Consider the following 13022-nt stretch of genomic DNA (forward strand, 5'->3'; position numbering starts at 1 on the left):
CCATGGCGAGCGTGCCGACGGCCTCGCCGCTGGCGAGCTTCGGCAGCCATTTCTGTTTCTGCTCTTCCGTGCCGAAGAGCTTGATCGCTTCCGCGGCAAGATAGATGGAGGAAGAGAACGGCACCGGCGCCGCGGAACGGCCCAGTTCCTCGGCGATCACGCAAAGCTCCAGCGCGCCGAGGCCAAGACCGCCATAGGCTTCCGGAATGGCGGTACCGGTCAGCCCCATGTCCACGAGGCCCTTCCAGACGCCGGCATCATAGGCGTCCTTGCCTTCCAGATGCTTGCGCACGACGTCATAGCCGCATTTGTCGCCCAGGAACTTGCGTACCTGCTCCTTGAGCATCTTCTGATCGTCGGAAAAATCGAAATTCATAGTACCTCCCGCAAGGCCGGTAGCGGCGGCGCATTGTCCCTGCCCGCCGGATCCGGCTCTTTCATGACTTTCCAGTCCGGAAAAATGGTCTTGTCGCCCGTCCCGGCAAGTGCCGGGACGATCCGTTTGGCGCGCATTGTTCCCGCATTTCCGCCATCTGAAAAGGCCCGCTTATTTTACGTCGCGTCGGGCTTGAGCCAAGGCGGGGGGCGGGAAACGAACCACCTCCGAAACCGCAAGACTCTGCGCTTCCCCATGGCAAAATCGTCATTCGCCTTAACAGGCTGCTAACCGGCCATGACGCAGGATGCGGGGTAGAGACGGGTCTGTCTAAAAGGCAAAGGATTTGCGGGATGGCCAAGGCACAATTTCATAAGAACCAGCGCGTTTATGTCCGGCCGGTGGGCACCTGGGCGGTGATCGAGCGGCTGGTGCCGCAATGGGTCAAGGACATGGATGAGCCGTTGCGCATCAATTACGATGTCGGCCTTGGCCGCGAGTTCCGGGCCAATGAGCTCGAGACGGAAGAAACCGAGGCCCTCACCCATCTCGACCCCAATATGGAAGAGTGGCATGTGCAGCGCGTGCCCAATAAATGGCGCTCGGACTCGGAATCTGCCAACCACCCCGTCCCCGGCACCCATCCCGTCATCGTGACAGGCGGCCATGAAGGCGGAGGCTGGCGCGTGCCCGGCATCGAATACGACCTCTATCCGGATCGCTGCGAGATGCAGGCGCGGATCATGGCGGCGAGCCCGCAATTCATGGTGCTGCTGCAGCACCTGATCGAAGTGGCGCGCAACAATCCGGAAAACCTGCCCGACGATGTGATGGATATCGCCAATGACGCCGCCGCGACACTGGCCAAGGTGCTGCGCCAGGGCGTGGTGGAGGAAGAAGGCGGCGCGGGCCAGCCCGCATCGAGCCGCCCCTCCTAAAGACCTCGAAGGGCCCCCGAGACGGAAAATCCCGGTCGGGCTCTTCAATTCCGCCCCAATTCCGCCACGCGAATTGCGGAACCTTTCCCGAACGATTATCTCCTGTCCACGGGCCGACGCACGAGGTCTATGGAGCTGCGGCTTGCCGCCGGTCCTCCCCTTGTCCGTCCGCGGCCCGATTGCCCCCCCGGTTTCGAGTGATCATCTATGAAAAATGAAGACCCCCGCACCATCCGCCTTGCCGAATACACGGCGCCCGCCTTTCTGATCGACGAAGTGGCGCTCGACGTTTCGCTCGATCCCAAGGCGACGCGGGTGCACTCAAAGCTGACCGTGCGCCGGAACCCGGACAGCAAGAACGCCGACGCCCCCCTCGTACTGGACGGGGAGAAGCTGACGCTTCACGAGGTGAAGCTGAACGGCGAGACGGTGAGCCCGAACGCCTATCAGGTCGACGACGCCCAGCTCACCCTGTTCGACGCACCGGAAGAACCCTTTACGCTCGAAATCGTGACCAGTTGCGCGCCGGAAGAGAACACGGCCCTGACCGGGCTTTATCTCTCCAGCGACATCTATTGCACGCAATGCGAGGCGCAGGGCTTCCGCCGTATCACCTATTTCCCGGACCGCCCGGATGTGATGGCGGTCTATCGCACGCGCATCGAGGCCAACAAGGCCGATGCGCCGGTGCTGCTGTCCAACGGCAATCTGGAAGCGAGCGGCGACCTGGACGGCGGGCGGCATTTCGCGGAATGGCACGACCCTTTCCCCAAGCCCTCCTATCTCTTCGCTCTGGTGGGCGGCAAGCTCGGCCATGTGGAAGACACCTTCACCACCATGTCGGGCCGCGAGGTGACGCTTCGCATCTATGTCGAGCCCGGCAATAAGGACCGCTGCGCCTATGCGATGGAAGCGCTGAAGCGTTCCATGAAATGGGATGAGGAGCGTTTCGGCCGCGAATACGACCTCGACATCTTCATGATCGTCGCGGTAAGCGCCTTCAATATGGGCGCGATGGAGAACAAGGGTCTCAACGTCTTCAACGACAAATACATCCTTGCCCGCGCCGAGACCGCGACGGATGCCGACTACGCGGCGATCGAGGCGATCATCGCGCATGAATATTTCCACAACTGGACCGGCAACCGCATCACCTGCCGCGACTGGTTCCAGCTCTGCCTGAAGGAAGGCCTCACCGTCTTCCGCGACCAGGAATTCACCTCCGACATGCGCTCGCGTCCGGTGAAGCGCATCTCCGACGTGAAGCTCCTTCGCGCGCATCAGTTTCCGGAAGATGGCGGGCCGCTTGCGCATCCCGTCCGGCCCGACGCCTATATCGAGATCAACAACTTCTACACGGCAACCGTTTATGAGAAGGGCGCAGAGCTTTGCCGCATGATCCATACGCTGGCCGGGCCGGAACGCTTCCGCAAAGGCATGGACCTTTATTTCGAGCGGCATGACGGCGAAGCGGCGACGGTGGAGGATTTCGTTACTTCGCTTGCCGATGGCGCAGGGCTGGACCTCGGCCAGTTCATGCGCTGGTACAGCCAGTCCGGCACGCCGGAGGTGCTCGCGTCGGGCAACTACGATGCGACCCGGAAAAGCTACACGCTGACGCTGAGCCAGGTCTGCCAGCCGACGCCGGGCCAGCCGAAAAAAGCGCCCTATCACATCCCCGTCGCCATGGGGCTTGTGGGGCCGGACGGCCATGACATTCCCCTGCAGCTTCAGGGCGAGGACGCGCCCGTCGGCACATCGCGCGTGCTGAACCTGACCGAGCAGGAACAGACCTTCCACTTCGTCAACGTGCCCGCAAAGCCGGTGCCGTCGCTGCTGCGCGGGTTTTCCGCGCCGGTGAAGCTCAATGCCAATCTGAAGGAACGCGACCTCATGTTCCTGATGACGCATGACAGCGACCCGTTCAACCGCTGGGAGGCGGCACAGCGCTACGCAACGGGCCTGCTGATCGGGCTTGTCGGCGCACAGGCCAGTGGCGAGAAAAACCGTCAGGGGACGGCCTTTGCCGAGATGATCCGCTCCCTGCTCGCCGACAGCTCGCTCGACCCCGACTATGTGGCGCAGATGATCGTCCTGCCGAGCGAGCAGACGATTGCGCAAACGATCGGCAAGGATGTCGACCCGGACGCGATCCATACGGCGCGGGAGACATTGCGCGGCTCCATCGCGGCGCAGCTTCGCGATGAGTTTGCAGCAGCCTATGAGGCCTTCCGGGTGGAGAGGCCTTATTCGCCCGATGCCGACCATGCCGGCCGCCGGGCACTGCGCAATGCCTGCCTTTCCTATCTGGCCGCTGTGCCGGGCTCGCGGGAGGGCGTCACGCTTGCCCTCACGCATTACAGGCAGGCGACCAATATGACGGATGCGATGGCCGCGCTCGGCGTTCTCGCCAATGTGGACGGAGCTGAGCATGACGAAGCGCTTGCCGACTTCTATGAACGCTGGAAAGACAATCATCTCGTCGTGGACAAATGGCTCACCCTGCAGGCGCTCTCCACAAGGCCGGACACGCTGGCCCAGATCAAGCGCCTGACCACCCATCCGGCCTTCAACATCAAGGGACCGAACAAGGTGCGTGCGCTCATCACCAGCTTCGCGGCGGCCAACCAGGTCCGCTTCCATGCGAAGGACGGCGCGGGCTACGAATTCGTCGCCGACAAGGTACTCGAACTGGACCGGCTGAACCCGCAGGTGGCGGCGCGGATGCTCGGCAGCTTCAAGAGCTGGCGGCAATTCGAGCCGTCGCGGCGGGCGGGGATGGAAGCCGCGCTGAAGCGCATTGCCGAAACCGAGGGTTTATCCCGCGATGTCTATGAAATCGCGACCAAGACGCTGGCCTGATCGATATGGGATCGCATGCGATCCGGTTGGCGGACATTCGCTGAAAAGGCGCTATTCTCATCGGGTAATGTCTGTGGACTGAGTCCGAATTGCATCGGTTAATGAAAAGTTAACGCACGACTATGGACAAAGCTGTGCCCAAGCCGAATCATCGCCTTCAAGCAACTGATTCGGAACGGCTATACAGGCAAGGGCCATGGCGGACGCCAGCACCGGCAGACATGAAACGATGGGCAAGATGGGCGACCGACCGGCCATATGGCATTCGTCGCTTCGGCGGAACGGATGGTTCGGCATGTCTTCTGGAAAAGTCGCCCGGCTTCTGCTCGCCCTTTCCGGGGTCGGGCTTGTCGCGCTCAATGTCGCCCTATATCTCGACGAGGGCCTCTCGCGCACGCTCGTCTTTTCGGGCCTCCTTTCGGCCGGCTATGTAGCGCTTGCCTGGCTCCTCGTTCATCTGCGCGAGAGCAAGCTGGAAGCGGAAGCCGCGCTGGTGGAGAACCAGCAGCGCTTCGACATGGCGTTTGCCGGTGCGCGCTGCGGGATCTGGGACTGGGACCTGACGGAAAACCGGGTCTACTGGTCGGCGGCGATGTTCGACATGGTCGGCCTCAAGCAGCCCTCGCGGCGTATGTCGCCCAATGAAGTGAAAGCGCTGACGCATCCCGACGACCTCAAGGCGATCGACGAGATCATGCAGGCGGCAAGCCGCCCGTCCCGCTCCTACGACACGGACTTTCGTCTTAAGCATGCCGACGGATCGTGGGTCTGGGTCCATGCCAAGGGTCAGGTCTGGGGCGGCGGCCGGCTCGCCAGCGAACGGCTTGTCGGCATCACCATCGACATTACCGAACAAAAGCTCGCCGAAAAGCGCGTCTCGGAAGCGAATGAGCGCCTGCGCGACGCCATCGAGAGCATCGGCGAGGCCTTCGTACTCTGGGACGGCGACAACAAGTTGGTGACGTCCAACAGCAAGTTCGCCGAATTCCTCGACCTGCCGGAAAGCGACGTGGCGCCCGGCGGCACCCTGCCCGACCTGATGGCGCGCGCCTCGGTGGCGGAAAGCTGGCCGCAGCCCGGCACGGGCCGCAATGAAAGCGTGCGCGAAATCCATCTTCCCAGCGGGCGCTGGTTGCAGATCAGCGAACGCCGCACCAAGGATGGCGGGCATGTGAATGTCGGCACCGACATTACCGACATCAAGACGCAGGAAGCGCAGCTCACCGAAAGCAAGGGCGAGCTGGAGCGCACGGTGCGCGACCTCGAAACCTCGCGCCAGAAGCTGCAGGAGCAGGCTCGCCAGCTCGTGGACCTCGCCGAGAAATACGCCGTCGAAAAGACGCGCGCGGAAACGGCGAACCGCTCCAAATCCGAATTCCTCGCCAATATGAGCCATGAGCTGCGCACGCCGCTCAATGCGATCATCGGCTTTTCGGAGATGATGGAGTCGGAGCTTTTCGGCCCGCTCGGCGCGCCGAAATATCACGAGTACACGAAGGACATCAAAGGCTCCGGCCAGCACCTGCTCGAACTCATCAACGACATTCTGGATATGTCGAAGATCGAGGCGGGCCGGATGACGCTGGAAAAGGAAGACCTCGATATCGACGAAGTGCTGGGCGAGTCCTTGCGTCTGGTCAGCGGCCGCGCCGAAGAGGCCGACCTCAAGATCGTCAACGAAGTCTCGGCCCTGCCCCATGTGCAGGCGGACAAGCGCGCCGTGAAACAGGTGCTGCTCAACCTCCTCTCCAATGCGGTGAAGTTCACGCAGGCCGGCGGCAGCATTCACGTTACCGGCACGACGGGGAACGGGATGCTCACCATTGCGGTGCGCGACACGGGCATCGGCATTCCCTCAAGTGCGCTCGCCAAGATCGGGCGTCCTTTCGAGCAGGTGGAAAGCCAGCACAACAAGACGCACAAGGGCACGGGCCTGGGCCTTGCCCTGTCGCGCTCGCTGGTGGAAATGCATGGTGGCGAACTCGACATCGACAGCATCGAGGGCGTCGGCACGACAGTGAGCTTCACGCTGCCGCTCTGAGCGTCACTTCTTTTTTCGACACAGCATTGGCCGTTTCCCGCCCGGCACGTTAGGTTGCCCTCGTCCTTCGAGTTTCGAAAAAGACGAGGAAACGATGACGCAGGAACGGCAGGCCTCCCGGCAGCGCAGCTTTTCGATCCATGTCGGCCACGAGCAGATCGTGATCGAGCGCACTTACGAAGTCGTCAGTATCGTCAACGACTTCATGGTCGGTGCATGGTTCCTTGCGGGCAGCATTCTCTTCTTCTGGGCAGAGACCACTTACGACGGCACATGGCTTTTCGTGATCGGCAGTGCGCAGCTTCTCATCCGCCCCGCGATCCGGCTCGCACGCCACATCCATCTCGGACGCAGCACGCCGAGCTATTCGCAGTGGTAAGCGTACCGCCTACAGATACCAGTCATACTTGAACAGCCTTGAATTCATTGTCTTTTTCCCCGGTTTCAATATTGATTCAGAAAAAGAGCTCCGAAAACAGCGGATAAATTGAACTTGTCTCCGCCTGTCCAACGACTGCCGGTCGCGAAAAATGTTGTCCCCTTGGCCTGGACAATCACAGTCATCGGCCTGGCAAAGCTAAGCCGCCTCCCATTCGCCCAAGCCGAGCCCCGCTTTTTTGGCGCGAATCACGGCTGACGTCGCTGGCAGCGGCGCACCTCCTGTTTCCGCTCGACAGGGACCGACCGCTTTCTGACACGACGAGCTTCGTACATGCTTAGTAGGAAACCGTCACCCTAAAGCCGAAGATCTGATCGTCTTCCGCGTCGATGCCTTCGCCAACCAATTGCCGGCCATAGCTAGCCTGCAAGGTCGCATGCTCGCTCCAGCGATATTTCAAGCCGACACCAACGCTCGCCAGGGTTTGTCGCTTCTCTTCGCCGGCTGCGGCATGCTGCAAAACCGCTTCGCCCCGGTCGAAAAAGGCAAAGGCGTCCAGTTCGTCCTGTATCCCTGCGTTGGCGAGCGGTGCCATCAGCGGCGCATGCAGTTCCAGCGACGTCCTGTACCCATGATCGCCCAGCGCTTCGCTTTCGCGGAAGGCGCGAATCGAACGGGTTCCCCCGAGCGCGATTTGCTCGCTGGGGAGAAGGTTGGCGGTGGAGAGCTGGCCGGCAAACCGTCCCTTCATCCAGAAGCCGGCAAAAAGACGCTGGTCGCGAACGAGGTCGAGCCTGGTGTAGGCGTACTCTGCTTTGCCGCCGGTACGCCCCGTGCTCGTCGCAGAGGGCTGGTAATCGCGGTCGTCATTGAAAGCGGAAAGCCCACCGGGACTGACATAGAGTTCGACCTCGCCCGTCGTCACACCCCATATATCGGAGCGGCTGCCGGACCATTCGAAGACCGCCTGCACGATGTCGGTCGAGGAGGAGGAAACCGACGTCCCGCCAAAGGCGAGATCGTTGTCGGTCCGCTTGAAGTCGCCTCCGAACGCAATCTCATGCGTCATATCCCATGATACGGGCAGCGGAATGATGTAGCGGCCGCTTACCTGCCAGGACGAGCCGTCGGAGGTAAGCGGCGTTCCGAAATTCGGGTGCACTTCCGAATAGTAGCCGAAAAGCGACAGCTCATGGCGCCACGGCAAGGGCGCCGTATAGCTGAAGGAATGCGCGAAATAGCGCGGGTCGTCGGAGGTCGTGCCATGCGGGAACGCGCCCTCGGTGAACAGATCGGAATCCGTCGTTGCCTGGTAGGAAAGGACGTGGCCGAGACCGAACAGGTCGCCCAGATTGAAGCCGGCGAAGAACCTTTCCCATCCCGTCGAGCGCGAACCGGAATTGTCCGCGCCGACATAGACGCGCCATGGCCGCTTGTCCTGCGTATCGAGCACGATATCCGTTTCGCCGAACGCATCGCCCCTTTCCAGCACCAGACGCACCTTGCGGAACGGGTTCCGGTTGAGCCATCTGATATCGTCCACCAGCGCACCGGCGTCGATAGGCTGCCCGGGCATGCTACGGATCTCCGCGACAAGGCGCTCATCCGACACGTGGCGGTTGCCTTCGCTGCGCACTTCGCCAAGACGGAACTCCAGCACCGTAACCTGCACGGTTCCCGACGTGATGTCCTGCTCGGGGATCAGCACATCGACAAGAGGACGGCCCGCCGCCCGGTAGGCCTTGACGATGGCGGCCGATATGCGATCGAGCTCCGCCAGCGTCACCGGCTGACCGAGAAATGTTTCGAGCGACCCGTCCAGAGGGGGGTGTCCGGACGGCAGGTGCGACGCGTCAATTCCCCTGCCCGAGACGCCCTCCGCTGCGACGTCGCCGAGCGAGCCGAGAAGGACCAGCCCGTTCAACTTCGCGACCAACACCGTTTCGTCGTCCGACGTTTTCAGGTCGCCGGAAGGCAATGTCGGCTCTTCTTCGAAAACGGGTGGAACATCCGGCGCAATCCGCTCGTACTCGTCAGCGGCACGGGCCTCGAACCCGGCCAGTCCTGCCACTAGGACACAGGACGCCAAAACCGACTTTTTCATCTTGATGTTACTCTCCGTCCTGTTCGCCAAGCCCGGAGGCATATGCGAAGTATCCGTTTCCTGCGGTCCCGTTCATGAGGCTGAGAGGAACGACGCCATTCCTGTAGCCGAAAGGCATACCGTTGAAGCTCATATGGGCCTGCGGTGCCCCGCTACCTCCGGCACCTGCGAGACCGCTACGCCCGAACCTGCCGGAAAAAAACGAACCGCTCTCTTCGGGACCCTGGACCGCGACAGGCCTCGTCATGACGTCGAAGGTCTCCGTAAATGCATCGTTGGAGGGGGTGACCGGACGGACCAGCACCACCAGCACGCCGTCGACATATGTGATGGCGTAATTCGTGGAGGTGAGCCCCGAAGGCCTGATCGTGTAGTCGCCGGGCGGGGAACCGGTATCGGCCGAACTGGCGAACAGAAGCGATCCCGATAGCGAAGAGACGCCATCACCGGCCAAAAATCCGTCGAAGCTCGCCGTGAAGACAGGGGCCGCCTCGCCCTCCAGGCGTGAAGCGTCATCCGCCGTCACCGTCAGCGATTTCGGATCGACGGTGAGCGTGCCGTCCAGGAAGGTGAGGTCGTAATTCGCATTCGTCCCCTCAACTTCGATGGCGTAAGTTCCGACGTCACTCGTGGTCCCCGCCGCCGTCGCAAAGCCGAGATCGACCAGCGCATCGCCCAGCGTTGCGTGATGCGCGGCCAGACCGCCACCGGTGATGGAGGCCGAGAAAGCGGGGTTGACATCGCCATAAATCTTGGAGGCATCATCCGCCGTCACCGTCAGCGATTTCGGATCGATGGTGAGCGTGCCGTCCAGGAAAGTGAGGGCGTAATTGGCATTCGTTCCATCGACTTCAATGGCGTAAGTCCCGGCGTCACTCGTGGCCCCCGCCGCCGTCGCAAAGCCGAGATCGGCCAGCGCATCGCCCAGCGTTGCGTGATGCGCGGCAAGCCCACCGCCAGTGACGGAAGCCGAGAAGGCCGGGTTGGCGTCGCCATAGGTTTTGGACGCATTGTCCGCCGTTACTTCCAGCACGCGCTGGTTAACCGTCAGGGTTCCGGTAGCCGGGAGCACCTGAAACGAGTAGCCCAGCGTCGAACTCGCTCCGGACATATCGACATTGACTGCGTAATCGCCGACATCGGATTGCGCCGTGGCGGTTGTCGACAACCCAACGGTCCCGGACAGGGCTTCCGCCAGGCTGTCGCCCGCGACGAGACCGTTCACATCCACCGTGTAGGAAAAGGCCGGATTGGCGTCGCCATAGGCTCTCGACACATTGTCCGCGTACAGGGTCAGAACCGGAGCATATGTGTAAAAGAAGAAGTCGCCCGATTCCGAGATCGTCGAGGGTGGATTGACCGAATAGCTTCGCGCATAGCGCCGCGCGCCGGAAAGCCCGTCCACATCGTCGACGAGAGGAGAAACCGAGTAGACAAGATAACGTCCGGTTCCCGCGTCCAGCGCCGCAGCGCCTGCCTCATTCGTGAAGCTGTTCGCGGCAATCACGAGGTCGCCGTCGGCCGTCAGGCTCCCGCCGCTTCTAATCGTGAAGTCGTTGTCCGTCAGAAGGCTGACCGCCCCGACGCCGGACAGATCGATCGCCCCCGTCACCTCGATGTCGGCCTGAGAGACCGACCTGTCCCCAATATAGAGTTCGTTCGCGGCGATCCGCGCGATTTCGGCCTGGCTGAGTTCGATGGTCGAGACCGCGTCATCGGTTGTCGAACCGAGGTCGACCGCTTCATGGCCCGGTCCCTGAATGTGAACGCTGCCTGTCGTCGCGGAGACATTCCCATCCAGTTTCATGCGTGGCGCAAGAAGCGAAAGCTCAGGCGCTCCGCCACCCGTTACAGAAACGGTTCGTCCCGTCGCAATCCGCAAGGTGCCTTCGCCATTCTCATCCGCGTCGGCGCCGAGCAGCAGATTGCCTGCAACGGAGAGGTCTCGATCCACCGTCAGATGCCGCGTCGCGCGAAAGGCCACGCTTCCATTGAAAACCGGCGATTCAGGGCCGAAATACCCCGCGTCCAGCGTCAGGTCGCCGCCGGAGGTGATGCCGGCACCGTCTGCGAATGTGACGGCGCCGGAAAGATCGCCATCGCTATCGGGGCTCAGCGCGACGACGGCATTTTCGGATTCGAAGATGCCGTTGAACTGAACGCCGTTGGAGGCCTGGAACACGATCTCGGTGGTAATATTCGCCGTCTGCGCGGCGGTCATGGCGCCGACCGTCAGGACAGTTGTATCGCCGGCATCGCCATAGACGAGACGCGGCGCGCTGACGAGCGCGGCGTTCGGCGCGGTGAGGGCGCCCGGGCTGTAGCTACTGATGTTCACCGTCCCGACGGTTGCCCGGAGCGAGCTATTGGTGAAGTAGTTGAAGCTGTTCGTACGCAGGTAGAGATCTCCCTGCGTGGACCGGACGTAATAGCCATAGGTGTATAGGCGAAGTTGCGGCGAAACGAGCGTCACATCGCCCTTGGCCGACAGAGGATTGGATATCGCGAGATCGTTGTAGCCGCCCGCGGAATTTTCGATGAAAAGAGCGGTTTCGATATTGGCAAATCCGCCGTAAATCGTGATCCCGCCATTGGCGTACAAATGGATCTCGTCGGAAATCCCGATGCCCCAGTTCTGCTGATCCGCCGAATTATAAGCCGAGAAGTATTTGTAGCTGCCCTTCTTCTTTTGCTGGTTGATATGAAGGTTGGCCGCCGACACCTTGGAAAGGTCGTCCGAGAACAGATAAAGATAATCGTTATGGATGCCGATCGTGCCGCGCCGCGCGAGCGCGATGTGCCCGCCATGAGAGAGGTCGATGAAAACATCGCCCGCCCCTGCATCCAGCGCCGTCGCAGAAAGCGAGGGGCCGTAAATATTCAGGCCCTGCATTTCGATACGGATATCTCCGCCGCCCGACACGACGCTGCCACCATTCGCTATCGAAAAGACGCCCGTACCGTTTGCAATGCCATGTCCGTCCGCATCGTCGTCGGCGCGTATGAAGATATCGCCGCCGCCGCTGTCGACCGCGCCCGTCGCCACCACGTCGATATTGTTGTTCGCCACCGCATTGAACGCCGCACCGCCGGTTTCGATGGTATCGGAAACCGTGATGTCGTTGCCCGCCTGGAGCGTCACACCCAATGGGTGATTGGTATCGTCTGTGCCTATGGCCGCGTTGACCTCGATATCGTTCTCCGCGTTCAGCGTGAGGGTCGTCGATCCGCTGCCGCCACCACTCGTCACCGCCGCCTCAACAGTTATGTTGCCGCTACCGTTCCCGGACGGATTTACGGTCGTGATGGTCACATTGTTGGTTTCCAGAAGCGACGCCAGGGTTCCTGCTTCGATTTCCGATGCGTCCACCGACTCCTGTTCGGCATAGCCGTAATCGCCCGAAAGCGCGCCTTCCGTCGCATTGCCGGTGATCGTGTCGACGATGGAAATATCTGTAGGGTCGAGCAGCAACGTTCCGCCACCCGTATCGACGGTGCCGGCGAAGGAGAGCGTCTTCTTGCCTGAAACCTCTACGCGGCCGCCCTGCCCCGTATTGTCGCCACGCGCGTTAACATGCCCCGCGAAGTCGGTGCGCCCATCGGCCCAGAGCACAGCTTCGCCGCCGTTCCCCGCTGCACCATCGACGCTGATCTCGGCGCCGGATGCCACGAGGAGCGTCTCGGCATTGCGGATATCCGGATCGCCGCCCTGCCATCCGCCACCGAGATTTACCGTGCCGCCGTCTTCAGCGCCCCTTGCATCGATGCGCGCCTGCGCGCCGAGGGCCACATATGCGCCTTCCGCCACGATATGCCCGCCGTCCCCCGCCTCGCCGCTTGCATCGATGCGGCTGTTGATCTCTACGCGCCCCGCGGCGCGCAAGAGCACCCGCCCGCCTTCACGCGTCGCAGAACTCACCCGGATGGCGCCATCCGTGTTTCCCGCAAGGGCGTAGACATTGCCGCCGGCCGATTCCAGCCGAGCGACCGTTGCCTTGATAAACCCCTTGTTCTCAACATCGCCGGAACGGCTCACCCGCACGGTGATATCCACCCCCTCGCCCATATCGGAAAGTTCGACATGATGCGCGGCCGCCATTGCAACCCTACCGCCGGCGGAGATTTCGCCTTCGTTTCGGACGCTATGAGCCGCCAGAACGACATCGCCGCTACTCGCGGCGATCTTGCCGAGATTGACCACCGGCGCTTCGGACTGGCCGGACAATGACAAGGCGCCATCCGACATGAAGGCGGTTTCGTCGGCCTCGAGCGTGGTGGCGGCGAAACTACCACCGGTCCTCACGCTTCCCCCGGGGCCGACC

The 13022-nt window shown here is 61.9% G+C and carries 8 protein-coding genes; 4 read left to right on the plus strand and 4 right to left on the minus strand.

Annotated features, from left to right (window positions below):
* Together CMI59_RS01595 and CMI59_RS01600 are read right to left on the minus strand one after the other, a co-directional pair.
* Positions 1 to 376: acyl-CoA dehydrogenase family protein (locus CMI59_RS01595; protein WP_293323791.1), on the minus strand; the 376-nt coding region annotated here is incomplete at its 3' end.
* Positions 373 to 513 carry a hypothetical protein gene (locus CMI59_RS01600; RefSeq protein WP_293323794.1) on the minus strand — a complete coding sequence of 47 codons (141 nt, stop codon included), beginning with the start codon at positions 511 to 513 and terminating at the stop codon, positions 373 to 375. The genes CMI59_RS01600 and CMI59_RS01595, both read right to left, overlap by 4 nt.
* Positions 514 to 729: 216 nt before the next feature.
* On the opposite strand from CMI59_RS01600, the gene CMI59_RS01605 reads away from it, so the two are divergent.
* From CMI59_RS01605 to CMI59_RS01620, 4 genes are all read left to right on the plus strand, one after another.
* Positions 730 to 1314, plus strand: coding sequence for a hypothetical protein (locus CMI59_RS01605; RefSeq protein ID WP_293323797.1), 585 nt, complete (start codon positions 730 to 732; stop codon positions 1312 to 1314).
* Positions 1315 to 1521: 207 nt separating this feature from the next.
* A complete protein-coding gene (gene pepN, locus CMI59_RS01610; RefSeq protein WP_293323800.1) occupies positions 1522 to 4176 on the plus strand; it encodes an aminopeptidase N in 2655 nt (884 codons plus the stop codon).
* A 295-nt stretch (positions 4177 to 4471) separates the two neighbouring features.
* Complete coding sequence (locus CMI59_RS01615; protein WP_293323803.1) at positions 4472 to 6217, plus strand: ATP-binding protein; 1746 nt, start codon at positions 4472 to 4474, stop codon at positions 6215 to 6217.
* A 94-nt stretch (positions 6218 to 6311) separates the two neighbouring features.
* Positions 6312 to 6596, plus strand: a complete 285-nt coding sequence (locus CMI59_RS01620) for a YrhK family protein (protein ID WP_293323806.1) — start codon at positions 6312 to 6314, stop codon at positions 6594 to 6596.
* Positions 6597 to 6933: 337 nt separating this feature from the next.
* Here CMI59_RS01620 and CMI59_RS01625 read toward each other — a convergent pair whose 3' ends face one another.
* Positions 6934 to 8700, minus strand: coding sequence for a ShlB/FhaC/HecB family hemolysin secretion/activation protein (locus CMI59_RS01625; protein ID WP_293323808.1), 1767 nt, complete (start codon positions 8698 to 8700; stop codon positions 6934 to 6936).
* Between the two features lie 7 nt (positions 8701 to 8707).
* On the minus strand, positions 8708 to 13003 hold the full coding sequence (locus CMI59_RS01630; protein WP_293323810.1) for an MBG domain-containing protein: 4296 nt from the start codon (positions 13001 to 13003) through the stop codon (positions 8708 to 8710).
* Positions 13004 to 13022 lie beyond the last annotated feature (19 nt).

This window comes from Parvibaculum sp. (genome assembly GCF_002684405.1).
Classification (GTDB): Bacteria; Pseudomonadota; Alphaproteobacteria; order Parvibaculales; family Parvibaculaceae; genus Parvibaculum.

What these genes read in the sequence shown, in the direction of transcription:
- pepN (WP_293323800.1), top strand. Translation starts at nt 1,522, where the DNA reads ATGAAAAATGAAGACCCCCGCACCATCCGCCTTGCCGAATACACGGCG.
- CMI59_RS01605 (WP_293323797.1), top strand. Translation starts at nt 730, where the DNA reads ATGGCCAAGGCACAATTTCATAAGAACCAGCGCGTTTATGTCCGGCCG.
- CMI59_RS01600 (WP_293323794.1), bottom strand. Translation starts at nt 513, where the DNA reads ATGCGCGCCAAACGGATCGTCCCGGCACTTGCCGGGACGGGCGACAAG.
- CMI59_RS01620 (WP_293323806.1), top strand. Translation starts at nt 6,312, where the DNA reads ATGACGCAGGAACGGCAGGCCTCCCGGCAGCGCAGCTTTTCGATCCAT.
- CMI59_RS01625 (WP_293323808.1), bottom strand. Translation starts at nt 8,700, where the DNA reads ATGAAAAAGTCGGTTTTGGCGTCCTGTGTCCTAGTGGCAGGACTGGCC.
- CMI59_RS01615 (WP_293323803.1), top strand. Translation starts at nt 4,472, where the DNA reads ATGTCTTCTGGAAAAGTCGCCCGGCTTCTGCTCGCCCTTTCCGGGGTC.